General features: G+C 40.9%; 26 protein-coding genes and 1 pseudogene. 20 read left to right on the top strand and 7 right to left on the bottom strand.

All coding sequences use genetic code 11. From position 1 onward, the window contains the following. The first annotated feature begins 3 nt into the window (after positions 1-3). From NST01_RS06955 to moaD, 6 genes are read left to right on the top strand one after another with little or no spacing between them, the layout of a single operon-like run. Entirely contained in the window at positions 4-585 is a 582-nt protein-coding gene (locus tag NST01_RS06955; protein WP_019743805.1) for a molybdenum cofactor guanylyltransferase, read from the top strand. Between the two features lie 29 nt (positions 586-614). Beyond that, positions 615-1,631: a MoeB/ThiF family adenylyltransferase gene (locus NST01_RS06960; RefSeq protein ID WP_041092414.1), complete on the top strand. Its 1,017-nt coding sequence runs from the start codon at positions 615-617 to the stop codon at positions 1,629-1,631. Between the two features lie 9 nt (positions 1,632-1,640). After that, on the top strand, positions 1,641-2,915 hold the full coding sequence (locus NST01_RS06965; protein ID WP_326114369.1) for a molybdopterin molybdotransferase MoeA: 1,275 nt from the start codon (positions 1,641-1,643) through the stop codon (positions 2,913-2,915). Then, positions 2,897-3,424: a molybdopterin-guanine dinucleotide biosynthesis protein B gene (gene mobB, locus NST01_RS06970; protein ID WP_326114371.1), complete on the top strand. Its 528-nt coding sequence runs from the start codon at positions 2,897-2,899 to the stop codon at positions 3,422-3,424. The genes NST01_RS06965 and mobB overlap by 19 nt, the downstream gene beginning before the upstream one ends. Continuing rightward, complete coding sequence (locus NST01_RS06975) at positions 3,417-3,908, top strand: molybdenum cofactor biosynthesis protein MoaE (protein WP_326114373.1); 492 nt, start codon at positions 3,417-3,419, stop codon at positions 3,906-3,908. The genes mobB and NST01_RS06975 overlap by 8 nt, the downstream gene beginning before the upstream one ends. Continuing rightward, positions 3,901-4,134: a molybdopterin converting factor subunit 1 gene (gene moaD, locus NST01_RS06980; RefSeq protein WP_008345159.1), complete on the top strand. Its 234-nt coding sequence runs from the start codon at positions 3,901-3,903 to the stop codon at positions 4,132-4,134. Before NST01_RS06975 ends, moaD begins: the two co-directional genes overlap by 8 nt. Positions 4,135-4,181: 47 nt before the next feature. Here moaD and NST01_RS06985 read toward each other — a convergent pair whose 3' ends face one another. After that, positions 4,182-4,559: a Rok-like winged helix domain-containing protein gene (locus NST01_RS06985; RefSeq protein WP_008345156.1), complete on the bottom strand. Its 378-nt coding sequence runs from the start codon at positions 4,557-4,559 to the stop codon at positions 4,182-4,184. A 518-nt stretch (positions 4,560-5,077) separates the two neighbouring features. On the opposite strand from NST01_RS06985, the gene NST01_RS06990 reads away from it, so the two are divergent. The 8 genes from NST01_RS06990 (at position 5,078) to lepB (ending at position 13,391) form a co-directional block, all read left to right on the top strand. After that, entirely contained in the window at positions 5,078-5,698 is a 621-nt protein-coding gene (locus tag NST01_RS06990; protein WP_035392187.1) for a YIP1 family protein, read from the top strand. Positions 5,699-5,718: 20 nt separating this feature from the next. Next, a complete protein-coding gene (locus tag NST01_RS06995) occupies positions 5,719-6,825 on the top strand; it encodes an efflux RND transporter periplasmic adaptor subunit (RefSeq protein WP_326114375.1) in 1,107 nt (368 codons plus the stop codon). Beyond that, positions 6,822-7,523: an ABC transporter ATP-binding protein gene (locus NST01_RS07000; RefSeq protein ID WP_017367165.1), complete on the top strand. Its 702-nt coding sequence runs from the start codon at positions 6,822-6,824 to the stop codon at positions 7,521-7,523. Before NST01_RS06995 ends, NST01_RS07000 begins: the two co-directional genes overlap by 4 nt. Further along, a complete protein-coding gene (locus NST01_RS07005) occupies positions 7,510-8,703 on the top strand; it encodes an ABC transporter permease (protein ID WP_326114378.1) in 1,194 nt (397 codons plus the stop codon). Before NST01_RS07000 ends, NST01_RS07005 begins: the two co-directional genes overlap by 14 nt. A gap of 335 nt (positions 8,704-9,038) precedes the next feature. Beyond that, positions 9,039-9,794, top strand: a complete 756-nt coding sequence (locus NST01_RS07010) for a DeoR/GlpR family DNA-binding transcription regulator (protein ID WP_076821778.1) — start codon at positions 9,039-9,041, stop codon at positions 9,792-9,794. After that, positions 9,791-10,702, top strand: coding sequence for a 1-phosphofructokinase (gene pfkB, locus NST01_RS07015; protein WP_076821776.1), 912 nt, complete (start codon positions 9,791-9,793; stop codon positions 10,700-10,702). Before NST01_RS07010 ends, pfkB begins: the two co-directional genes overlap by 4 nt. 13 nt (positions 10,703-10,715) lie before the next feature. Beyond that, positions 10,716-12,608 carry a PTS fructose transporter subunit IIABC gene (locus NST01_RS07020; RefSeq protein WP_060781033.1) on the top strand — a complete coding sequence of 631 codons (1,893 nt, stop codon included), beginning with the start codon at positions 10,716-10,718 and terminating at the stop codon, positions 12,606-12,608. Between the two features lie 210 nt (positions 12,609-12,818). Further along, positions 12,819-13,391, top strand: a complete 573-nt coding sequence (gene lepB / locus NST01_RS07025; protein ID WP_035392647.1) for a signal peptidase I — start codon at positions 12,819-12,821, stop codon at positions 13,389-13,391. 63 nt (positions 13,392-13,454) lie between these two features. On the opposite strand, the gene NST01_RS07030 is transcribed toward lepB, so the two are convergent. Then, positions 13,455-13,730: a hypothetical protein gene (locus NST01_RS07030; RefSeq protein ID WP_008345136.1), complete on the bottom strand. Its 276-nt coding sequence runs from the start codon at positions 13,728-13,730 to the stop codon at positions 13,455-13,457. Between the two features lie 144 nt (positions 13,731-13,874). Here NST01_RS07030 and NST01_RS07035 point away from each other — a divergent pair, with 144 nt between their 5' ends. Further along, the gene (locus NST01_RS07035; protein WP_007498620.1) at positions 13,875-15,494 is read left to right on the top strand and encodes an ABC-F family ATP-binding cassette domain-containing protein; all 1,620 of its coding nucleotides are present in this window, start codon (positions 13,875-13,877) and stop codon (positions 15,492-15,494) included. 40 nt (positions 15,495-15,534) lie between these two features. On the opposite strand, the gene NST01_RS07040 is transcribed toward NST01_RS07035, so the two are convergent. The 3 genes from NST01_RS07040 to mreBH all read right to left on the bottom strand — a co-directional run bounded on the left by NST01_RS07040 (position 15,535) and on the right by mreBH (position 18,087). Next, positions 15,535-16,767, bottom strand: coding sequence for an aminopeptidase (locus tag NST01_RS07040; protein WP_326114381.1), 1,233 nt, complete (start codon positions 16,765-16,767; stop codon positions 15,535-15,537). Between the two features lie 106 nt (positions 16,768-16,873). Beyond that, a complete protein-coding gene (locus NST01_RS07045) occupies positions 16,874-17,005 on the bottom strand; it encodes a protein YkpC (protein WP_003210922.1) in 132 nt (43 codons plus the stop codon). A 74-nt stretch (positions 17,006-17,079) separates the two neighbouring features. Next, on the bottom strand, positions 17,080-18,087 hold the full coding sequence (mreBH, locus tag NST01_RS07050; protein WP_017359401.1) for a rod-share determining protein MreBH: 1,008 nt from the start codon (positions 18,085-18,087) through the stop codon (positions 17,080-17,082). 276 nt (positions 18,088-18,363) lie between these two features. Between mreBH and NST01_RS07055 the strand changes: the two genes are divergently transcribed. The 5 genes from NST01_RS07055 to ade all read left to right on the top strand — a co-directional run bounded on the left by NST01_RS07055 (position 18,364) and on the right by ade (position 23,645). Continuing rightward, complete coding sequence (locus NST01_RS07055) at positions 18,364-18,642, top strand: AbrB/MazE/SpoVT family DNA-binding domain-containing protein (RefSeq protein ID WP_017359400.1); 279 nt, start codon at positions 18,364-18,366, stop codon at positions 18,640-18,642. Between the two features lie 144 nt (positions 18,643-18,786). Beyond that, positions 18,787-20,076, top strand: a complete 1,290-nt coding sequence (locus tag NST01_RS07060; protein ID WP_052320854.1) for an ATP-binding protein — start codon at positions 18,787-18,789, stop codon at positions 20,074-20,076. Between the two features lie 27 nt (positions 20,077-20,103). Further along, the gene (locus tag NST01_RS07065; RefSeq protein ID WP_099497014.1) at positions 20,104-20,946 is read left to right on the top strand and encodes a gamma-glutamylcyclotransferase; all 843 of its coding nucleotides are present in this window, start codon (positions 20,104-20,106) and stop codon (positions 20,944-20,946) included. Positions 20,947-20,983: 37 nt separating this feature from the next. After that, positions 20,984-21,652, top strand: a complete 669-nt coding sequence (locus tag NST01_RS07070) for a potassium channel family protein (RefSeq protein ID WP_008345123.1) — start codon at positions 20,984-20,986, stop codon at positions 21,650-21,652. Between the two features lie 262 nt (positions 21,653-21,914). Next, on the top strand, positions 21,915-23,645 hold the full coding sequence (ade, locus tag NST01_RS07075; RefSeq protein WP_076821774.1) for an adenine deaminase: 1,731 nt from the start codon (positions 21,915-21,917) through the stop codon (positions 23,643-23,645). A 100-nt stretch (positions 23,646-23,745) separates the two neighbouring features. Here ade and NST01_RS07080 read toward each other — a convergent pair. After that, a pseudogene (locus NST01_RS07080) lies at positions 23,746-23,859 on the bottom strand (hypothetical protein); the annotation flags it as partial. 83 nt (positions 23,860-23,942) lie between these two features. Next, positions 23,943-25,610, bottom strand: a complete 1,668-nt coding sequence (rnjA, locus tag NST01_RS07085; RefSeq protein WP_008345116.1) for a ribonuclease J1 — start codon at positions 25,608-25,610, stop codon at positions 23,943-23,945.

Here is a 25,610-nt window from a genome sequence, read left to right on the forward strand (position 1 = left end):
ATGATGAGAATAGTGAATGTGATACTAGCCGGAGGTGCTTCTAGGCGTTTTGGAGAGCCAAAGGCAAGTCATGTCTATCAGGGGAAACCACTATATGAACATGTGAAAGAGCAACTTTTGAAAGGGGAAACCATCATCATCAGTCACCCGAAGCTTCTGCCTTTTTTCAAAGCAAGAGGGGAACAAGCTGTTTGGTTAGATGATGAACAGGTGCGTGGGTATGGCCCGCTTGCAGGCATATATACCGCTATGCAAAAGCAAGAAGCAGAGTGGTATTTAGTGACGGCATGTGATATGCCATTCATACGAAAAGAGACAGCCGTCGCTTTATCTTCCTATTGCCATGAGCATGTAGATGCTGTGGTCCCGATGGTGCAGGAAAGATTACAGCCGTTATTTGCGCTTTATCACCGCCGCAGTCTTCCGTTTATTTCTGCGTGCTTAAAAGAGAATCAATTAGCTATTAAAGACTTATTACAAAAACTTCACGTTCAGGTTGTTCCAGCCGACGAACTGAACGTGGCACCAAATGAATTTCACAATATCAATAAAAGAAGCGATTTACCTGAAAACGGTATGATATGATACATAAAAACGAGAAGGAGAGAACAATATTGAACGAGCGATATTCAAGGCAAATCTTGTTCCCTCCGGTAGGCGAAAAAGGGCAGTCTGCGCTTGCCGAAAGTCATGTCCTTATTGTTGGAGCTGGTGCACTTGGAACAGCGTCTGCTGAAGGGCTTGTCCGATCTGGAATTGGTACTTTGACGATTGTAGATCGTGATTATGTCGAATTCTCAAATTTACAACGGCAGCAGCTGTACACTGAACACGATGCAAAGATGCATGTGCCAAAAGCGGCAGCGGCGAAAAAACGTCTCCAAGAGATCAACCATGAAGTGACCATTCACGCCCTTATTGAAGATGCAGGAGTAGAGCTGTTAAGACCTTTATTCCGAAAAGCAAATATCGTCATTGATGCGACTGATAATTTTGAGACAAGAATGGTGATGAATGACTTATCTTTAGAAACAAATACGCCTTGGATTTACGGTGCCTGTGTGAGCAGTCAGGGAATGTATATGACCATTTTGCCGGGCAAAACACCTTGCTTATCCTGTGTGTTTACCTCAGTGCCTATTGGGGGTTTGACATGTGATACAGCTGGTATTATTTCTCCTGCTGTCCAAATGGTGTCGGCTTATCAGCAAACAGAGGCATTAAAATATTTAACTGGGCATGAAGAGCAAATGGAGCGAAAGTTTGTCACGTTTGATTTGTGGCAGTCGTCTTCGTTTAAAATGGATGTATCTCGTACGAAGCAGGAGAGCTGTCCATCTTGCGGCATAAATAGAACGTATCCATATTTAGATGAACAGCGAAAAAAAACAGCGATTCTTTGCGGGCGTGACACCATTCAGATCATATCGAAGGATTTAGAAAACCTTTCATTTCAGCATGTAAAAGAGCGTCTGTCATCTATTTGTGAGGTGGAAGTGAACGATTTTTTAATTCATATACGCTATGAAAGACACCGTATCGTTTGTTTTAAAGGAGGACGTGTATTAATCCATGGGACAAATGATGAAAGAGTAGCCAATTCATTACTAGCAAGACTGCTAGGCATATAGGAGTGAGAAGTGATGGAAAGACGACAGCCAATTCCAGTAGAAGAGGCAGTAAAGAAAGTCCACCAATTTCAAAAACATGGACAAGTCGAATGGGTTCCTTTAAAGAACAGCCTTGGAAGATGGATTGCAGAGGATATTTTAGCAGACCATGATGTTCCTGCCTTTGATCGTTCTCCGTATGATGGTTTTGCACTTCGAGCAGAAGATACAAAGGATGCATCGAGCGAGCATCCGGTTGAATTTGAGGTCATTGATCATATAGGGGCAGGTATTGTTTCTGCAAAAACGATCGGTCCTTTTCAAGCGATTCGCATCATGACAGGAGCGAAGATTCCAAAAGGAGCAAATGTTGTGATCATGCTCGAATTGACGAAAACGTTTGAAAAAGACGGTAAATCAATGATGTCACTTAAAAGACCGCTGAAAAAGGGGGACAATATTTCTCGGCAAGGAGAAGAGACCCTCAAAGGGAACGTCATGATCAAAAAAGGCTCAAAAGTTACCCCAGGCGTGACGGCGATATTGGCAACGTTCGGGTATGCGGTTGTGCCAGTCGTCAAAAAACCGGTGATCGGTATCATCTCAACAGGTACCGAGCTCCTACAAGTAAGTGATGCCATGGTGGACGGTAAAATTAGAAATAGTAACCTAAGCATGGTATACGCTCAGGTTCTTGAAGCTGGAGGAGAACCGCTTGATTTAGGCGGTGTATCCGATGATTTTGATCAAAGCTATGAAGCCGTAAAATCAGCCTTAAGCAAAGTTGATATGCTCATCACAACAGGTGGTGTATCGGTAGGTGATTTTGACTTTTTACCTGCTATTTATGAAAAACTAGGTGCAGAGGTGTTGTTTAATAAAGTCGCCATGAGACCTGGAAGTGTGACGACCGTTGCTGCGTTGTCAAATGGTCAATTGCTTTATGGGCTGTCAGGAAATCCGGCTGCCTGTTTTGTTGGCTTTGAACTATTTGTCAAACCGATCATTTATAAATGGTGTTTGAAAGAAAATCCATTTCCCGTTTTTGCTGAGGCGAAGCTGACACATGATTTTCCAAAAGCCAATCCATTCACACGATTTGTTAGAGCATCACTTGATTTCGCTGGCAGCCAGCTGAGTGTGACGCCAACAGGTCTTGATAAATCTAGTGCGGTGACATCTATTGCTCATGCTGATTGTTTCATTGTTTTGCCTGGAGGAACAAGAGGGTTTAGTGCAGGTGACCAGGTCAGCGTTCTGCTATTTCACCACGAAGGCGGTGCTCCATGTTGGATGACAAATTAAACATTCTACAAGTCGTGGGCTATCAAAATAGTGGTAAAACGACGCTGATCGAAAAATTATGTCAGCTGGCGGATGAAGAAGAAATGCAGCTAGGCTGCTTCAAACATCACGGACATGGCGGAAAACCAGACCGTCTGTTCAAACAAAAAGATACGGATCGATATGTTCAAGCGGGTGCATTTGCCGCAGGTGTGGAGGGAGAAGGTGAATGTCACTTTTTCATACGGCACATGACATTCACACAACTAATCAACATGTGTCAGCATCTTCCTTTAGATGCCGTCTTGATCGAAGGATACAAACAGGCGCCTTACCGCAAAATCCTGTGTGTCAAAGACGAACAGGAACTCATTGATCTTTCGACACTTTCTCATATACAAGCAGCCATTTATTTCAATAAAGAAATACAATTCACTGAGAAATACCCGTTTCCTGTGTTTTCAGCATTTGACAAGCGCGGAATCACATTTGCTTTTAATTTATTGAAGGGGGAAGTCTCGTATGAATGAACTTTTTAATATCACAAAAGAGCCAATTGATGTGAATGAATTGATTCAGCATGTCACAAGACGCAAAGCGGGAGCCATTACGACATTCATAGGCACGGTAAGAGAATGGACAAATGGCAAAAAAACGCTGCGTTTAACATATGAAGCATACATACCAATGGCGGAAAATATGTTGAGTCAAATTGGACAAGAAATTAAAAAACGCTGGCCTGATACAGAAGCTGCCATTGTGCATCGTATTGGCACTCTTGAGATATGTGACATTGCAGTGGCAATAGCTGTTTCATCACCTCATCGGAAAGCTGCATACGAAGCCAATGAATATGCGATTGAACGAATAAAGGAAATTGTTCCTATTTGGAAAAAGGAATACTGGGAAGATGGAGAGGCTTGGATAGGTGATCAGCTTGAAATCGTTTCATACCCAGAAGGAAAACCTAGTACTCTCCAACTTAACGAGAAAGAAGGGAAGCGGCATGATTAGCGTATTATTGTTCGCCGGCCTTGCTGAGAAGGCCGGTAAACAACAAATCATCATTCAAAAAGATCAAACAACGGTTGATGAAATTAAAATAGAATTACAGGAGGTATATGGAGTTGATACTGCACAAAACGTGATGGTTGCAGTCAACGAAATATATACGAGGGGAAATGCTGAAGTGCGTAGCGGGGACACTGTTGCACTCATTCCTCCTGTAAGTGGTGGATAATAGATATTAGAGGATTTGGTTATGGCCAGCGGCTGTAACCAATTTTTTTATGTGTGAAAAGATTGTAGAGGTACTTGGGTATGATCTTCGTAAATAAAACATCCCCGGCGTGCTTTAGAAATGTGAGGATCGAGCTGTTGAATGAGATCATACAATTCGCTGATTCGTCTCACATTGAAATCTGTTTGAGCTTGAAGCTGTTCTTTTAGTTCTTTTGTGCTCACGATGCTTCCCTTTTTTTCTTTAATAATATCTACACACCTTGCTGCGTAGTATATTTTGTCATTAGAAGGTCTGCTCTCTTTCATATCAAGTAATTTGAGCTCATGATAAATCAGTTCTCTTTCCTTTCGAAAGTATTGCCATGCTTCTTGTTCCTTTTCATAAAGTAAAATCAATTGCATTTTCAATTTTTCTCTTAACATTCACTTGACTCCATTTCCACTATCATTTAACCTACCTCTATTTTACATTATATGAAAAAATAACATTTGATCAAGTAAAATCCTTTTATTTTTATTTTTTTAATATGAAAGTATTGATACTAAAGGCTCATCTGTTCTATAAAAGGCGCTAAACATAGTCCTATAAAGCCGGGATTCATTGAAATTACTAGGAATATTTTAACAAAAAATTGTTGTGTCTAACTGAGACCATCTGAATCCAAAGGAAAAGGATATTTATTCCGAAAGACATGTTGTTTACTTCATAAACTGTTTTTCAGTCAGTAAAATCATGATTTTTTCATATGAATATGGTCGGATCAAGGTATCATTTGAAAGATGTCGTTCATGAAAATAGAATAATAGATTCAATCCTATCACTATGAAAATAAGAAAATCAAATGATCTATCACTTATTGGCAATCTTTTGATAAAATAGAAACAACAAGAGTATGAAAAAACGATTCCATACTTACAGCACATGGAGAGGATGACATTTGATGAAAGAAACAACGCAAAAACCCACAATAATAGGCGTAAGCACAAGACCATCAGAGCATTTAAAAAGAGTGTGGGAGCAGCCATTCGTTTGGTGGCCTTTATCATGTGTGCTTGTATTAACAGTTGTTGTCACTTATTTGTCTCAGCTAGTGAATGAAGGATTGTGGGCAGATTTAATTTTACCAATCCCTTTCGTTTATGTGATCACGCTTATTGGTCTGGTCATTGGGATTGTCATTAATACTGCCGTATACAAGTTCATCGTCTTTTTAGCAAAAGGTGATGCAACATTTCATCAGCTGTTTTCAGGTGTACTGTATATCACGCCTATTACGATCATTGGTACGATTATTTCTCATTTGGCGATCATTTTTTTTCATGTGCCAAAAGATATCACGGTTACCTCATTAAACGCATTCATTCGAATGTCTGGTCCATGGCATGCCGTGTTAGCCAATATCGATCTTTTTGTGATCTGGAATCTTGTTTTAACAGGCTTTTTATTGATCAAAGTCGGCCGCATTTCGCCAAGAATATCTTGGATTATTGTGAGTGTCTTTTATGTATTATCTTTAATTTTTCAATATCTAGGAACTACGATCACCATCAACATGCAGTAAGCTGGGGGTAGAATGTTTTTATGAGAAAGAAAATCATTATCGGATCCATTATCATTATTGTGATTGGTCTATTCATTGGATTTAATATTGCAAAAAACCAATCAAAGCCTGCCTCTACGGCATCATTTAAAACAGTCCAACTTGCATCAAAAGAAATAACTTCTACGGTGATGACGCCTGGAACACTTTCATTCTCGGAGGAGCAATTCATTTATACAGAAGAGGAGAAGGGAAGCCTGAATCATATCGCTGTGAAAGAAGGAGAAAAGGTGAAAGCTGGAACACCGCTCCTTACATATGAAAATAAGGAACTGGAGCTTGAAGAACAGCAGCAAGCACTTGCAGCTGAATCAAGTACACTAAAGCTTGAACAATTACAAAATAGACTCAATACATTAGATGAAAATCAGGGGAAAAAGGCGGGCTCTGATTCGAAAAACGAGCGAGATCAGCTTGAACTCGAACTCAAAGCCGCTGAATTAGAGCAAAAACAAGCGGAGCTTAACCAAGAAAAAATAAAGGCACAAATAGAAGATTTAACGATACATAGCAAAATTGAAGGAACAGTCATCTCCATCGAGCAAGATGCTGGCGCAGGGAAGCTAGAAGAGAGACAGCCGGTGATCCATATTGGCAATGAGAAAAAAATGATCGTACGAGGCTTAATCACTGAGTATGACGCCATGAAAGTCAAAAAGAAACAAAAAGTAAAGGTAACGTCTGATGTCATTCGCGGAAAGAGCTGGCAAGGAGTGGTGAAAAAAGTGGGCGCTGTGCCTGCCCAGTCAACAGCAGAAACAGCTGCTAGTGATCAAACCGTACAATATCCAGTCGAAATTGAAATAAAAGGGAAAAAGCCGGATGCAAAACCAGGCTTTAAAATGATCATGGAAATTGAAACGGACAAGCGTCAAGTGCTCACAATTCCTGAAACAGCCGTAAAAAAAGAGAAAGATGGATCATACGTTTATGTTGTTGAAAAGAATGCACTGAAGAAAGTAAAAGTGACATTAGGTGAAACGTCAGATCAAGATCTTGAAGTGACGAAAGGTTTAACAAAAGAAGATCAAATCATTGCAGAGCCATCAGATGATATGTATGACGGAATGGAAGTGAATGCTGAATGATTCAGCTTTCAAACGTGACAAAAAGCTACGAAGTCGCTGAGGAGACATTTGATGTATTAAGTGATGTGGACCTTGTCATAGGTAAAGGCGAGTATATGTCCATTATGGGCCCGTCCGGCTCTGGAAAATCAACGTTAATGAATATCATTGGCTGTTTGGACCACCCGACCTCCGGACAGTACCATTTTCAAGGTATGGAGCTGTCGGCAGCAAAGGATCAAGAACTGGCAGTGATTCGAAATCGATCCATTGGTTTTGTTTTTCAACAATTTTATTTACTGCCTAGATTAAATGCGAGGCGAAATGTTGAACTTCCGATGATTTATGCTGGTATCAGTCAAAAGGAAAGAAAAGAACGTGCGGAAATGGCACTTGAAAAGGTTGGTTTGGCAGATCGAATGAAGCATATGCCAAACGAGTTGTCAGGGGGTCAAAAGCAAAGAGTAGCCATCGCACGTGCGATTGTCAATGAGCCGAAGCTCATCTTGGCAGATGAACCAACAGGCGCTCTTGATTCAAAAACGAGCGGCTCGATTATGGAACAGTTTACAAAGCTCAATGAGGAAGGAACAACGGTTGTGCTAGTTACTCATGAAGAAGAAATAGCTGCGTATACAAACCGGATAGTCGTTGTAAGAGATGGACGCCTCGTTCAAGATAGATTGATACAAGGAGACGCAATGAATGAAACTCTTTGAAAATATCAAAATAGCGCTGAATTCTGTCCTAGCTCATAAATTGCGTTCTATTTTAACAATGCTTGGAATTATTATTGGGGTTGGATCAGTGATTGCAGTCGTTGCCATCGGTCAAGGCGGAGAGCAAATGCTGAAAGAATCAATTTCAGGGCCAAACAATACCATTGATATGACCTATACACCCTCTGATGAGGAGTTAAATGCGAATCCTAATGCGTTATTTGAAGCCACATTTACTGAAGAAGACATTCAAAGTGTTCAAGCATTGAATGGGGTTAAACAGGTTGCCTCCTCCACTGCACAAGGCATGCAATTAAGATTCCAAGATACAACAATAGATGCAACGGTCAATGGGATTAATGAAGGCTACACGAATGTACATTCATTACATATATCAGAAGGACAGGACTTACGTGAAATCGATTTTAGGAGCGGCAGAAGGGCAGCTGTTATTTCAGAAGGGATACAAAAAGAATTATTTAATGGAGAGAAGGCAGTAGGCGAGTTGATTTGGATGAATGGACAGCCGGTTGAGGTGATCGGAGTTTTAGCAAAACAGGAAGGGCTGTTTTCATTTGATATGAATGAAATATATGTCCCTTTTGCAATGCTGACAACTGCATTTGGTGTGAAAGAATATGATAAGTTGTCTATTCAAGTCGCACATGCTGATCAAATGAAAGAAGTAGGAAAGAGTGCGGCTGCACGCTTAAATGAAAATCACCATACAGAAGATGCTTACGAAATGATCAATCTGGAAGAGATTGCAGCAGGCATTGTTCAGATTACGTCTGTCATGACAACAATCATTGGCTCAATTGCTGGAATCTCATTACTTGTCGGCGGCATTGGTGTCATGAATATTATGCTCGTATCTGTCACAGAAAGAACAAGAGAAATCGGAATTCGAAAGGCACTTGGGGCAACTAGGGCTCAAATACTCGTTCAGTTTTTAATTGAGTCTGTCGTCCTGACACTGATCGGTGGGTTACTTGGAATCGCTCTTGGCTTAGGAGGTGCTTCACTTGTGTCACTGTTTGCAGGATGGCCTTCTCTTGTATCGTGGCAAATCGTATGTGGAGGCGTCCTATTTAGTATGCTCATTGGTATTATTTTTGGACTGATTCCTGCCAATAAAGCAGCGAGGCTCGATCCGATTGAATCACTTAGATATGAATAATCCTAAAGTTAACGTACGAGGTGCTGACAAGAAGGTAGAACGAGATATATTGCCTGCTGCTCCGCACCTGAAGCTTTTATGCAAAACGCATAAAGGCTTTTTTTCGTTCAATTGAATGAAATGAAAAATGATAGAAATGCTAATATCATGACTTTCTTCTCAATGTCACATATTTTTCAGTTTACAAATGGTACATATAAAGGTAAGATGACCATTGTGAAAGATTTTGATAGTTATTGAATGTATTTGATTGTTTTGTATTGATAATGTTGAAAAAAGCGATTACAATAAAGGTGCGCGCAAAATGAATACGTTTTCAAAAGGGGGTGTTTTCAATGCTAACACCAGAAAGACATCAACTCATTATCGACTATTTAGAAGAAAACGATGTCATCAAAATACAGGACTTAACGATTATGACGGATGCGTCTGAATCTACAATTAGAAGAGATTTGTCAGCCCTCGAAGAAAAAGGCTTTCTTAAAAGAGTTCACGGAGGAGCAGCTAAAATATCTAGTATTCGTCTTGAACCAGATGTGTTTGAGAAATCTGCCAAAAACCTTCATGAAAAGTCATTGATTGCAGAGGCAGCTGCATCACTTTTAAAACAAGGCGATTGTATTTACTTAGATGCTGGTACGACAACACAGCAAATGATTGACTATATCGATCCAGATCAAGATATCGTGGTGGTGACAAATGGTGTCATGCACATTGAAGCACTCATGAGAAAAGGCATTTCTTTTTACCTGATAGGCGGATCAGTGAAACATCGAACAGGAGCCATGGTGGGAGCCGCAGCTTTGACAGCTATGGAAAATTACCGTTTTGACAAAAGCTTTGTTGGGACGAACGGCATTCATCCCGAGGCAGGGTTTACAACACCTGATCCAGAAGAAGCGCTCATTAAAAAAAGAGCCATGAAGCAGGCGAAAAAAACCTACATCTTAACAGATGCCTCAAAGTTTGGCGAAATATCGTTTTCAACCTTTGCTAGTTTACAGGAAGCCACCATTATCACAAACGACGCAAAAGAGGATTCATTCGATAATTACCATGAAAAAACGGTTATAAAGGTAGTGAAAACATGATTTATACAGTTACTTTAAACCCATCAGTTGATTACATCGTACACGTGGAGGATTTTGCGGTCGGTGGTTTAAATCGTTCAACCTATGACAAAAAATATCCAGGTGGTAAAGGAATCAATGTCTCAAGGCTTTTAAAACGGCACGGTGTTGAATCAAAAGCACTTGGATTCATTGGCGGTTTTACAGGCAAATATATTCAAGACTTTTTACAAAACGAACAATTACAAACAGCCTTTCATGAGGTGTCAGAAGATACACGTATCAATGTGAAACTAAAAACAGGCGAAGAAACAGAAATCAACGGGCTCGGTCCAAGTATTACTGAAGCGCAGTTCGATTCGTTTTTATCCCAATTCACTTCATTAACAGAAGGCGATGTCGTTGTATTAGCAGGCAGCATTCCTTCTTCACTGCCTCATAACACATATGAGCGCATTGCTGAAGTATGTGCGAAGCAAGGGGTAAGAGTAGTACTTGATATTTCTGGAGAAGCCTTAAAAAAAGCAGCAGATCTGCAACCATTCTTAATGAAACCAAACCATCATGAGTTAGGTGAAATGTTTGAAACCAGTATTTCATCTGCAGAAGAAGCCATTCCTTATGGGAAAAAGCTGTTGGAACAAGGTGCTGAACATGTCATTGTATCTATGGCTGGAGACGGGGCTCTCTTATTCAGTAAGGAAGGGATCTTTCAATCTAATGTTCCAACAGGCAAGCTGATCAACTCAGTTGGTGCAGGGGATTCAGTCGTTGCAGGATTCTTAGCTGGCGTTTCTAAAGGCCTTTCCATAGAAGAATCATTTAAGCTTGGCGTCACATCAGGAAGTGCTACAGCATTTTCTGAGGAACTTGGAACAAAAGAGCTTGTCGATACATTATTGCCACAAGTAAAAGTCACACGCATTTAAAGGAGGAGTCATCATGAAAATTACAGAACTACTCACGAAGCATACGATTAAGCTTCAATTAGACAGCCAGCAAAAAGAAGCCGTTATTGAAGAACTGGTCACTGTATTAGATACAGCTGGTAAATTAAATGATAAAGAAGGCTACAAAGCAGCTGTTGTTAATCGTGAAAAACAAAGCTCTACGGGAATCGGAGAAGGAATTGCGATTCCTCATGCGAAAACAGCAAGTGTGAAAGAACCTGCCATTGCATTTGGTCGTTCAACAGCTGGTGTAGATTATGAATCATTAGACGGACAGCCAAGTCATCTTGTCTTTATGATTGCAGCAACTGAAGGCGCAAACAACACGCATTTAGAAGCACTTTCTCGTTTATCCACACTTCTCATGCGTGAAGAGATCCGAAAGCAGCTTCTTGAAGCGGCTACTGAAGATGAAATCATTGAAATTATCAATACACATGATAAAGACGATGAAGAAGAAGAGGAAGTCAAAGAGGAACCGACTGCACCGGGAAAACCTGCTAAAATTTTAGCGGTGACAGCTTGTCCAACAGGCATCGCGCATACATTTATGGCCGCAGATGCTTTGAAAGAAAAAGCAAAAGAAATGGGCGTTGACATTAAAGTTGAGACAAACGGCTCTAGTGGAATTAAACATGCCCTGACAGCAAAAGAAATTGAAGAAGCGCCAGCTATTATTGTGGCAGCTGATAAACAAGTTGAAATGGAACGCTTTAAAGGCAAACATGTCATTGAAGTACCTGTGACAGCTGGAATTCGCCGTCCGCAAGAATTGATCGAAAAAGCCATCAACCAAGATGCGCCGATTTATAAAGGTTCAGGCGGCAGTTCTTCAAAAGATGAAAATGAATCGTCAGGTAAGGGAAGAAGTGGATTCTATAAGCACTTAATGAGCGGTGTAAGCAACATGCTTCCGTTTGTTGTTGGGGGCGGTATCCTCGTTGCGATTTCATTCTTCTGGGGAATTAATTCAGCTGACCCTAAAGATCCTTCTTTCAATTCATTTGCAGCTGTATTAAAAGGAATTGGCGGAGATAATGCACTTGCCTTAATCGTTGCTGTATTAGCTGGATTTATCGCAATGAGTATTGCAGACCGTCCAGGTTTTGCACCAGGTATGGTTGGCGGATTCATGGCCTCTGCAGCAGGTGCTGGATTCTTAGGCGGATTGATTGCTGGTTTCCTTGCTGGTTACATCGTGGTGCTGCTCAAAAAAGTATTCACTTTTGTACCACAGTCGCTCGATGGTATTAAACCAGTTCTGCTCTATCCATTGTTCGGTATTTTCTTTACAGGGATTATCATGCATTACATCGTCAACACGCCTGTTAAAATGGTCATGGACGGATTAACACACTGGCTTGAATCACTTGGTACTGGAAACCTTGTATTAATGGGGATTATTTTAGCTGGTATGATGGCCATTGATATGGGTGGTCCGATTAACAAAGCGGCCTACACATTTGGTCTTGCGATGATTGCTGCTGGCAACTATGCACCGCATGCTGCGATTATGGCAGGCGGAATGGTGCCGCCGCTAGGAATTGCCCTAGCGACAACAATCTTTAGAAACAAATTCTCTAAACGTGACCGCGAAGCAGGTATTACATGCTACTTCATGGGAGCTGCGTTCATTACGGAAGGGGCGATCCCGTTTGCAGCGGCAGATCCTCTGCGCGTCATTCCTTCAGCTGTGATTGGTGCAGCAGTTGCAGGTGGATTAACAGAATTCTTTAGAGTGACGCTTCCTGCACCGCACGGCGGACTATTCGTTTTCTGGGTAACAAACCATCCAGTTCTTTACATCATCAGCATCTTAATCGGTGCCATTGTTACAGCGCTACTTCTCGGAATTCTAAAAAAACCAGTCCGACAAGAAGCTTAATTTGAAAAGAAGCATCGTGAAGAGCGGTGCTTCTTTTTGTTTAATCATCAGCAAATTAGGAAAAAATATCTAATTGAATGGTTGTCTTGTGAATTTTTAAATGACATGTGATAAAGTAAAGTTATTCAATTCACGTTTCAAGTCTTTTAGCAGAAAGTCTTAGGAGGAAGCAGTATTTTGAACGAAGAAAACAAACAAAACGAAAATGACATTCAATCTGATGAGAAACAAGCCAAAAAAGAGAAGAAAAGTTCTCTGTTTGAATGGATCAAAGCCATTTTAATTGCACTTGCCCTCGTCCTCATCATCCGTACGTTTATTTTTGAGCCGTATGTGGTGGAAGGAGAGTCAATGGAACCAACCCTTCATGATGGAGAAAAGCTGTTTGTCAACAAAACCATCAACTATCTCGGTGGAGTCAAACGTGGTGACATCGTGATTATTAATGGAAAAGACGGTCAGAAAATACATTATGTCAAACGATTGATCGGCCTTCCAGGCGACACGATTGAAATGAAGGATGATACGCTTTACATTAATGGTAAAAAAGTAGATGAGCCTTATTTAAAAGAGAACAAGGCACATGCCAAAGAGTATGAGGTACATTTAACAGGAGATTTTGGTCCAGTGAAAGTACCGAAAAACGATTACTTTGTTATGGGTGACAACAGACTGAATTCTATGGACAGTCGAAATGGACTCGGACTCATTGAAAAGGATCGGATTGTCGGCACATCAGAATTTGTTTTCTTCCCATTTGGCGATATTCGACAAACACAATAAATACACCTTTCTCAATGCGTAAGAAAGGTGCTTGAATGGACGACCCTTCATGTAGGGTCGTTTTTAATTTGGTGTGAGCATCGTGACAATGATGACAATGGCCAAAACAGAAGCGAAAACGGACCCGGTAATCGCCAAAACAGAACGGAATAATCCAATTTTCACATTGTCTTTTCCGCGCTTTTGTAAAAAGCGTTTTGAAAAGATATGGACCAGTGTGTAAATGAGGACAAGCCCAATATAAAGGCCAAAGTCTCTTGCATTAAAGCCAGTCGCCGATAAATAAATGCCCATAAAGAAAATCAATAAACAGTATTCCATGAGTGTGAGTAATCTCAAATCGCCCGAACTCCTTCAACAAAAACATTCCCACTTATTATACCATATTGGACAAAAAGCCTTTGTTCTTAGCGAGAGACGTTTCTATCAATCGTTATTCATGTTATACTTCATATTGATGAATGAGTGATGGAGGATTAATAAATGATTGCAGTGAATAATGTTAGTTTGCGATTTGCTGATCGTAAATTATTTGAAGAAGTAAATATTAAGTTCACTCCTGGCAACTGCTACGGACTAATTGGTGCCAATGGAGCTGGTAAATCAACGTTCTTAAAGATTCTTTCTGGAGAAATTGAAGCTCAAACGGGCGATGTTCATATGAGTCCTGGTGAACGTTTAGCGATTTTAAAACAGAACCACTTTGAATACGAAGAGTTTGAAGTGTTAAAAGTCGTCATCATGGGTCACAAACGTCTATATGATGTGATGCAGGAAAAAGATGCGATTTATATGAAACCTGATTTCTCAGATGAAGACGGGATTCGTGCAGCAGAGCTTGAAGGTGAGTTTGCTGAGTTAAACGGGTGGGAAGCAGAAAGTGAAGCTGCGATCCTATTAAAAGGTCTTGGTATTCCAGAGAGCCTGCAATCGAAGAAAATGTCTGAGCTTGGCGGATCTGAAAAGGTAAAAGTGCTTTTAGCACAAGCTTTATTCGGTAAGCCTGACGTTCTACTTCTCGATGAGCCAACGAACCACTTGGACTTACAAGCCATTCAGTGGTTAGAAGAGTTCCTCATTAACTTTGAAAATACCGTCATCGTCGTATCGCATGATCGTCATTTCTTAAACAAAGTATGTACGCATATTGCAGACCTTGACTTTGGAAAAATTCAAGTGTATGTCGGAAACTATGATTTCTGGTATGAATCAAGCCAGCTGGCATTAAAACTCAGCCAGGATGCCAACAAGAAAAAAGAAGAACAAATTAAGCAGCTTCAAGAATTCGTTGCTCGGTTCAGTGCGAACGCATCTAAATCGAAGCAAGCGACATCAAGAAAGAAATTGCTTGATAAGATTTCGCTAGATGACATTAAACCATCTTCTCGTAAATATCCTTATGTTCATTTTGCGCCAGAGCGTGAAATCGGAAATGATGTCCTTCAAGTAGAAGGTCTATCAAAAACGATTGACGGTGTAAAAGTACTGGATAACGTCAGCTTTATTATGAATCGTGAGGATAAAATTGCGTTCTTAAGCCGTAATGAGCTTGCTGTCTCTACTTTATTTAAAATCCTTGCTGGTGAAATGGAGCCAGACAGCGGCACGTTTAAATGGGGCGTGACAACATCTCAAGCCTTTTTCCCTAAAGACAACAGTGAATATTTTGAAGGAAGCGATTTAGATCTTGTTGATTGGCTTCGTCAATATTCTCCTAATGATCAAAGTGAAAGCTTCCTGCGTGGTTTCTTAGGCCGTATGCTTTTCTCTGGGGAAGAAGTGAAGAAAAAAGCAAGCGTCTTATCAGGTGGAGAAAAGGTTCGTTGTATGTTATCAAAAATGATGCTGTCTGGAGCGAATATTTTGCTGTTAGACGAGCCGACGAACCATTTAGACCTAGAGTCCATCACAGCGCTAAATAACGGTCTAATGAGCTTTAAAGGGGCTATGCTCTTCTCATCTCATGACCATCAGTTTGTTGAAACAGTTGCAAACCGTATTATCGAAGTGACGCCAAATGGCATCGTTGATAAACAAACAACTTATGATGAGTTTTTATCAGATCAAGAGATTCAAAAAAGACTACAAGAGCTGTATGCATAAACATAAAGAAAAGACATCCACATGTGGATGTCTTTTTTCTTTAAAAAGCCCAATTTCCATTACGGAAAATCGGTTCACGTTTACCATCTTTTGTGATCCCATCAATATTCATTTCCTTTGAACCAATCATGAAATCGACGTGTGTAATACTGCTGTTCACACCCGCTGCGTCTAATTCCTCTCGTTTCATCTCTTTACCGCCTTCGATATTAAATGCATAACCGCTGCCGATGGCAAGGTGGTTGGATGCATTTTCATCGTAAAGTGTATTGTAATAGAGGATATTTGAGTTAGAAATTGGTGAATCATCTGGTACAAGGGCAACCTCACCTAGATAATGTGAGCCTTCATCTGTTTCAACGAGAGAGGTTAAAATGTCTTCGCCCTCTTTTGCTTTCACATCTACAATAAGCCCATTTTCAAAGGTTAACGTAAATTCATCGATAATGTTTCCTGCATAACTAAGTGGTTTTGTGCTTGAGACAGTCCCGTTTACACCATCTTTTTTAGGTACGGTAAAGACCTCTTCTGTCGGCATATTGGCCATGAATGATACGCCGCGTTCACTCACGCTGCCAGCACCTACCCAAATATGCTGTTCTGGAAGTTCAATCGTTAAATCTGTACCTGGTGCTTCATAGTGCAGCTTGTGGTAATGACGTTCATTTAATACTTTTACTTTTTCATTTAGTGATTCATCATGCTTTTTCCACGCTTCAACAGGATCTGGCTGATCAGCGCGGGCGACTTTAAAGATTTGGTCCCATAATAATGCAACAGCTTCTTCATCTGCATGCTCAGGGAAAATCTTTTTCGCCCAATCTTTTGATGCAGCACCGACGACTGTCCATGCAACTTTGTCAGATTGAACGTATTGACGATATGTATGAAGTGCTGAACCTGCAGCTTTTTGCTGTGAAGCAATTTTTTTCGAGTCAATGCCACTTAGAAGATCAGGGCTTTCTGACAAGATCGTAATAAAAGCACCGCCACGTTTTGCGATGGTTTCCATCATCTGTGCTTCCCATTCTGGAAATTGCTCAAACACATCTTGTGGGGCATGTTCATATTTTAAACGGGTCAGAACACCATCACTCCAGCGGATATGTACGTTTTTCGCTCCGCGCTCATATGCGTGTTTTGCCACAAGGCGGACAAGGTCTACAGATTCAGTGAACGCAGATACGACCACTTCTTGACCACTTTGAACATTTACACCTACTTCAACGATGGTTTTTGCATATTGATCTAGTTGTTTTTCGAATGAACTCATAAAAAACCCTCCTTTAGTCATGTTCATCATATCAGATTTAAGACCGAAAAGGAAAATGGGGAGCCGTCCCGAAGCAAAATAAAAAAGCCGCTTTCGTGCGGCTTTTTTAGCGGTTCAGTTGTTTCACAGGCTGTGCATTAGAAGGGGGCATATGTGAAAACGACAGGCTCATTCCTCCTAAAATAATACCGGTTAAAATGACTGTGACAACGACCCGTTTACCTAAATCAAGCAACATGTTCTTCCTCCTTCACGTTTATCCATTCATCACGATATGATCGAAATGATGAAAAAAGAAGTAGAACATGAAGATTATTTTAATGTTTTTTGCAATTTGTCGATGACTTCTAATGAACGACCTGTTCCAATTGCGACAGATTCAAGAGGGTTTGCTGCGATATGAACTGGGACAACAATTTCTTGAGAGAGCCATTCTTGAATGCCGTTTAATAGTGCACCACCGCCAGTTAGAATGACGCCGCGATCTACGATATCACCACTCAGTTCTGGAGGGCTGTCTTCTAATGTAGCCCGAATCGCCTCTAAAATATGAAGAAGTGATTCTCGCATAGCACCTTGAATTTCTGTTGATTCAAGTGTAATTGTTTTTGGAAGACCTGTGACAAGGTCGCGTCCACGTACTTCTAATGACTCAGGTTCGTGTTCAATGAGACCATAACCAATTTCCATTTTTACCTGTTCAGCTGTCCGTTCACCGATCAGTAAATTGTATTTCTTTCTCACAAAAGTAATGATATCTTCATCCAGTTGATCTCCGCCAATTCGGATCGAGTGGCAAGAGACAACCCCGCCAAATGAAATGATCGCTACCTCTGTCGTTCCTCCGCCAATATCTACAACGACGTTGGCAACAGGCTCGTCCACCGGGAGATCAGCACCGATTGCAGCTGCGACGGGTTCTTCAATTAAATGCACATGCTTTGCCCCGCAATTTTTGACAGCATCGCTGATCGCGCGGCGTTCGACAGCTGTTGAACCTGAAGGTGTACAAACAACCACAGTCGGCTTTCTAAAGGTAAACCCAATATTTTTTCCTGCTTTTTTCATAATTTGTTTAAGTAAATCGGTTGTCATATCGTAATCAGCGATGACACCATCTTTCATCGGACGGATCGCTACAATTTTTCCAGGTGTTTTCCCAATCATCTCTTTTGCTTCTGACCCCACTGCAAGGACAGTTTTTGTTTCCGTATCTACTGCCACAACGGATGGTTCATTGAGAATAATTCCTTTATTTTTACTGTAAACCAATATGTTAGCTGTTCCTAAATCAATTCCAATTTCGGCATTTTGAAACATGTTTTCACCCAATCTCTATTTTTGCTGTTTTAAACAATTTTACATTTAAAAGTTCAGAGGGTTGAGGTCATTTGTGGGGGTGTGTGATCATCTTGAAATGAATCTGTAAAATTCAAGTCTCATTTTGACATTCACAATAAATTTTCCCTTTGGTTTTTCGATTTTGAAAAAAATTTTTATGCAGGAGAAACCTTTTAAGAATCTCTTACGTCTACGATATATCAATTGGTGAAAAACAGATTGATCTTGAGCTAATGAAAGAAAGAGGGAACGAAATTGAAATCTATCGGAGTTGTAAGAAAAGTAGATGAACTAGGGCGTATTGTGATGCCAATCGAATTGAGAAGAGCACTTGATATCGCTATTAAAGACAGTATGGAATTTTTTATAGATGGAGATAAAATCGTCTTGAAAAAATATCAGCCAGAGGGCGTCTGCCTGATGACTGGTGAGATTACTTCTGAGAACCACGAGTATGGAAATGGTCAAATTACATTAAGCGCTGAAGGCGCAGAACTACTGCTAAAAGAGCTTCAAGAAGCCCTTCAGCAGTAAATAAAAATAGCCTGTTCTCTCCCATTGTGCTGAGAGCAGGCTTTTTTTTCTAAAAAAGTTCCTTAAAAATGCCACATCTTCCTCAAAAAATAAGTGGAAAATGGTACAATTGACAAAGAATCTCAGGGCGGCAGGTGGAATTATTTGAACAAAACATATCAAGTACGGATCCTGTTATCCGTTCTTGCATTTATATTAATTTTGAGCTGGGATTTCTTTTATTATCTTAGCGGCTATCACATTAATTGGCCGCTCGATCTAGCCTTTACAGTCGTTGTTTTGGCCGGTATTTGGAGCATCTCAGGCTATGTGGACCGGTTGAATTTGCTTGTATCAGATTTAAATAAACGAGAAAAAGAAGCACACGAACTGACAGAGCGGCTGAATCGAATCACAGATAACTTGCAAGAAATCGTTTTTGAAACCAATGAAAAAGGTGAAATCATTTTTTTAAATCAAGCATGGAAACAAATGACGGGTTACGACATAGAGGAGTGTCTAGGTACGATGTACAATCAGTACTTTGATCAAGAAGAGCATGTCGTTCAGCATTTGTTGTCTGTGATCAAAGAGCATAAGGATGAGGGGCGGGTGGAGCTGCAGCTTCTCCATAAAGAAGGAAAAAAGGTATGGGGAGATGTGCATTATAAGCTTTATTTCGATGAACAGCACCAGTTTACTGGAGGTATTGGAACGGTTGCAGATATCACGAAACAAAAGCAGGCAAAGCTTGAACTTGAAAGATCAAATCAGCAATTGCAAATGCAGGCACAAAAGCTGGCTGTTGCAGGACAAATAGCCGCTGGCATTGCCCATGAAGTCAGAAATCCGCTCACCTCAGTCAATGGATTTTTGCAGCTGATGAAAGCGCAATATCCTGAAAGAACCGATTATTTTGATATCATCTTTTCTGAAATTAAACGCATTGATTTTGTTTTAAGTGAACTGCTTGTCTTAGCAAAACCTCAATCGGTTCAATTTCAAGAAGTACAGCTCCATGATTTGCTAGAGCAGGTGATTACCTTATTAAAGACAAATGCCGTTCTTTCAAATATTGATCTCAAACAGCCATTTAAAAAGCAGGATACTGGCACGATATTAGCAGACGCCAATCAAATGAAGCAGCTGTTCATTAACTTAATCAAAAATGCGATCGAGGCGATGCCTGAAGGCGGCAATATATACATATCAACAGAAAAAGTGATGAATGAATGGAAAATCACGATTCAAGATGAAGGAAAAGGAATGTCCGAAGAGGACATTCTGAAAATATATGATCCTTTCTTTTCGACTAAAAAAGAAGGTACAGGACTTGGTTTAACGATCTGTGCGACGATCTTAAAAGATCACCATGGAAGAATGGATGTAAAGAGCGAGCTCAGCAAAGGGACGGCTTTTGATATTTACTTACCTGTGTATCAAAAAAGCAGATAGTAGCAAGGTGAGAGGACGTGATGTGTGATGACGAAGGAGACAAAGACGTTATTTGTGTATGGGACACTTTTAAAGCACGAAAAGTATCACGAGACAATGATGAAAGAAAGCAGTCCATTAGCAGCATCTGCTTGGATAAAGGGGAGACTGTACGATACAGGTGAGGGTTACCCTGTGTGTGTTGTCTCGGAACAAAACACAGTATATGGAGAATTGTATGAGGTCAGTGATGAAACGCTGCATAAGATAGATGAGCTAGAGGAAGGGTATGACCAGCAGGAAATAGAGGTTATGACAGACCAGGGACCAAGGTCAGCCGTTGCTTATACAATATGTAAGCAGAAGGCTTCGAGCCTAAAGGAGATTGAAAGCGGCTGCTGGAAGTCATATCAATTATGGGAGCGCAAACCGTCTTCCTTCTATTATTTTGCCTATGGGTCCTGCATGGATGATGCAAGGTTTAAGCTTGCGAAAGTGGATCATTATTTCAAACAAATCATCGGCGGCGGCACACTTGATCGTTTTACCACAAGGTTTACATTGGTGCGTCCTGATGGATCAAGAGCAGATATGGTAGAAGACGGCGGAGAAACAGAGGGTGTTCTATATGAAGTACCTTTTGATGCCATTCGTTATTTGTACAAACGAGAAGGTGTAAATGAAGGGACTTATCGTCCAGCATTTGTCGATGTCACAGTAGGTGATCAAGTGTATGAGGACTGCTTAACGTTTCTCGTTTTAAAAAAGAGCGAAGAAATTGCGCCTCCTGGTCATTATCGCAGTGAAATCGAAAAAGGAGCAGACCTTTACTTAAGTGAAGCATTCCGTAAAAAAATACGGTCACATATGGATTCATTAATGAAACCGTAGTAAAATGCATGGTAAGTGATATAAAAGGAGTCTGAACATGAAAAAGGAATATGCAGTCATTGGTCTTGGACGCTTCGGCGGAAGTATCTGCAAGGCGCTAAGCGAAGAAGGACTTGAAGTCATGGCCATGGATATGAATGAAGATCGTGTGAACGAATATGCTAAAATTGCATCACATGCCGTGATTGGTGATTCGACGGACGAATCTGTCCTAAAAAACCTAGGCATTCGCAATTTTGATCATGTGATCGTGGCGATAGGTGAAAACATTCAGGCGAGTATTTTAACAACGATTATGCTGAAAGAGCTGGGTGTCAAAATGGTCACAGTGAAAGCTCAAAATGACTACCATGAAAAGGTTTTGAATAAAATTGGTGCGGACCGTATTGTCCATCCTGAACGAGACATGGGCAGACGGATTGCACATAAAATTATTTCTAACAACGTGCTTGATTATTTAGAGCTGTCAGATGAGTACAGCCTTATTGAAATCGTCGCCAACAGCAGACTCGCCGGGCACTCTTTGTTAGATCTCGACATTCGTGCAAGGTACGGGATCAATATCGTGGCAATTAAGCGCGGGAAAGAAGTGATCGTTTCACCGCTCGCAGATGAAATGATTCAAAAAGAAGATATCCTCATTGTCATTGGGGCAGTGGCAGATATCGGGCGCTTTGAAAAACGGGAAATGCAGAACGACTATTAAACACTCCGAGAAGGGGTGTTTTTTGCTTTAGAAGTGTACGTATGGGGCGGACATTGTGGGAGAGAACAAAGTGGAAATGAGCCGTTTACTTTCCAAAAGAACAGCAAAATAGAACATGGTTATTTTTCAGCCAATTATCACTATTCAGAAATAAAAATCAATCTTTTGATATGGTTGATTTTCTCTAAATGTCATTGACTGGACAAACAGATTCGTTTACGATAAGAAACATTATATTGTTTACTCGGAGGAGGCAGTGTCGTTGGATAAGGAGCTTTTCAGACATCAAATTGAGGTAGCTGCAAAGAGAAAAAAAGCAGCCCTAGTGATTAAACATGCGAAGGTTATGGACGTGTTTAACCAGGAATGGATAGACGCTGATGTCGCTGTTGAAAATGGAAAAATAGTAGGAATTGGGGAGTATGAAGGAGAACAGGAGCTGGATGCAACAGGTCAAATGCTTGTTCCCGGTTTCATTGACGGCCACGTTCATATCGAATCCTCGATGGTGACTCCTGCTGAATTTTCCAAAGCTGTCGTTCCTCACGGCGTGACAACTGTTGTCACAGACCCGCATGAAATTGCCAATGTATCCGGTGTTGCAGGTATCCGTTTTATGCTCGAAGAAGCGAGAAAAGCTGCTCTAAATATATATTTCATGCTGCCATCCTGTGTACCGGCAGTCAGCTTTGAACGATCAGGTGCTACACTAAAAGCAAAAGATTTAAAGCCTCTTTATCAGGAGAAAGAAGTGCTTGGTCTTGCCGAAGTGATGGATTATGTCGCGGTTGAACAAGCGGAAGAAGATATGCTTCAAAAACTGCTTGATGCTCAACATGAACATAAACTCATTGATGGCCATCTAGCAGGATTAACGGACCGATTAATTAATGTGTACCGAACAGCTAATGTCCAAACGGATCATGAGGTGACAACAGCTCAAGAGGCCCTTGAACGTGTCAAAAGAGGCATGTATGTCATGCTCAGAGAAGGCTCTGTTGCTAAAAACGTGAAAAACGTATTACCTGCTGTCAATGAGAAGAATGCGAGACGCTTTTTCTTTTGTACGGATGATAAACATTTAGATGATTTAATGGCTCAAGGAAGTATTGATGAACAAGTACGGATGTCGATACAAGAAGGATTGGACCCCTTTTTAGCATATCAAATGGGAAGTTTAAACGCAGCGGAGTGCTTCGGTCTCAAAACAAAGGGAGCGATTGCACCAGGCTTTGACGCGGACTTTATGCTCATTTCTGACTTACATGAGGTAGGAATTACAAGCGTCTTTATCGCAGGAGAATTGGTCTCTGAACATGGAGAATATTTGCCAAGTGTCGACAAGATCACGCCAAGTTCTTCGCTCATGCAATCGGTACATGCAGTGGACGTTCAAGAGAAAGATTTAACGCTGCCTATAACAGATCATCAAAAGATGAATGTCATTCGCATTATACCGAATCAGCTTGAAACGAAATTAGAACAAATATCTCCATCTGGAAGCGATGGACAATTTACGAGTGATATTGATCGAGATGTATTAAAAATAGTACTTGTCGAACGCCACAAAGGTCTATCTGAAATTGGGATAGGGGTTGTCAGCGGATTCGGCTTAAAAGAGGGGGCAATTGCAACAACAGTTGCCCATGACTCGCATAACTTAATTGCCGTTGGAACAAATGATGCTGATATGATCAAAGCCATTGAGACGTTAAAAGAAGCAGGGGGCGGTTTGACCGTTGTAAAAGACGGAGAAGTTCTTCATACGCTTCCATTACCGATTTCCGGTTTATTATCAGATCAACCTGCACATAAGGTCAATGAAAGCCTTCATGCACTTCATGAAGCGTTAAAGGAAACAGGCTTTGTCTTAGACTTTAATCCGTTTTTGACATTATCCTTCTTAGCACTGCCAGTCATTCCTGATGTGAAAATGACAACACAAGGATTGTTTGATGTGAGAAGTTTTCAGCATCTCCCGATTCAATCGTAAAACAATGACTGAACCCGCACGTATCGTACAGATATGCGGGTTTTTTTTATTGCGCATAAAAAAGAGACACAGCCAATTGGCTATGTCTCCCTGTACGTCCTTACACTTCCATAATAATCGGTAAGATCATTGGGCGGCGTCTTGTTTTTTCATAAAGGAAAGGAGCAAGAGTGTCAGTAATCTCGTTCTTAATTTCTGACCATGACTGAACCCGCACGTATCGTACAGATATGCGGGTTTTTTTTATTGCGCATAAAAAAGAGACACAGCCAATTGGCTATGTCTCCCTGTACGTCCTTACACTTCCATAATAATCGGTAAGATCATTGGGCGGCGTCTTGTTTTTTCATAAAGGAAAGGAGCAAGAGTGTCAGTAATCTCGTTCTTAATTTCTGACCATTGAGTCGTCTTACGTTCCATTACTTTTTCAAGATGCTTTGAAATGAGATCTTGCGCGTCATTAATGAGGTCTCCAGATTCTCTCATGTAGACAAAACCTCTTGAGATTAAATCAGGACCTGCAGAAATTTTGAATTCTTTCATATCCATGCTGACAACAACAATGACAAGACCTTCTTCTGAAAGAATGCGGCGGTCTCTTAACACGATGTTGCCGATATCACCAATACCGCTACCGTCGATATACACGTTGCCTGATGGAATTTTGCCAGCGACACTTGCTTCGTCACCTTTCAGAGCAAGAACTTCACCGTTATCCATGATAAAGCAGTTTTCCTCAGGAATTCCGCAATCATTCGCAAGTTTAATATGCGTTTTTTGCATGCGGTACTCACCGTGGATCGGCATGAAGAATTTAGGTTTAATTAAACGGAGCATCAGCTTTTGTTCTTCCTGCCCGCCGTGTCCAGAGGTATGAATATTATTAAGTGAGCCATGAATGACTTCAGCACCAGCACGATACAGCTGGTTAATAGTACGGCTTACGCTAATATTGTTACCTGGGATCGGTGAAGACGAGAAGACAACAGTGTCTCCAGGGTTAATTGAAATCTGGCGGTGCGTACCGTTGGCAATACGAGAAAGAGCGGCCATCGGTTCGCCCTGACTACCAGTACAAAGAATGGTTACTTTGTTTGCTGGAAGGCGGTTGATTTCATTGTGTTCAATGAACGTGTTTTTTGGACATTTGATATATCCGAGCTCTTGTCCAATATCAATGGCAGACTCCATGCTACGCCCAAACACAGCGACTTTTCGGCCGTTGGCAACAGCTGACTCGATCACTTGCTGAAGTCTGTGAATGTTAGATGCAAATGTAGCAAAGATAATACGTCCATCTACTTTTCTGAAGATGTCATCAATGCTTTCACCTACACGTCTTTCGGACATCGTAAATTCTGGAATTTCACTATTTGTACTGTCAGATAGAAGACAAAGAACGCCTTCTTTCCCGATCTCAGCCATTTTCGTTAAATTGGCAGGCTCGCCAACAGGAGTAAAGTCAAACTTGAAATCGCCTGTATGTACGATGTTACCAGGAGGTGTCTTCACGACAATTCCATAAGAATCTGGGATACTGTGCGTCGTTCTAAAGAAAGACACAGCTGTTTTTCTAAATTTGATCGTATCCTCTTCTTCAAAGATGTGAAGTTTGGTCTGTCTTAATAGACCATGCTCTTCCAATTTGTTACGAAGTAGGCCGATTGCGAGTTTGCCTCCGTAAACTGGAATGTTCACTTGCTTGAGAAGGTAAGGGATACCGCCGATGTGGTCTTCATGTCCATGAGTAATAAAAAGACCTTTGATTTTATCTTCGTTTTTAACTAAATACGTATAGTCAGGGATGACGTAATCAATTCCAAGAAGTTCATCTTCAGGGAACTTAATACCAGCATCAATCAAAATGATTTCATCTTGAAATTGAACGCCATACGTGTTTTTACCGATCTCGCCTAATCCGCCGAGCGCAAAAACTGCCGCCTGATCGTTTTTTACAAATTTCAT

It is taken from the genome of Bacillus sp. FSL R7-0166 (genome assembly GCF_038008935.1).
Lineage (GTDB): Bacteria > Bacillota > Bacilli > Bacillales > Bacillaceae > Bacillus > Bacillus altitudinis.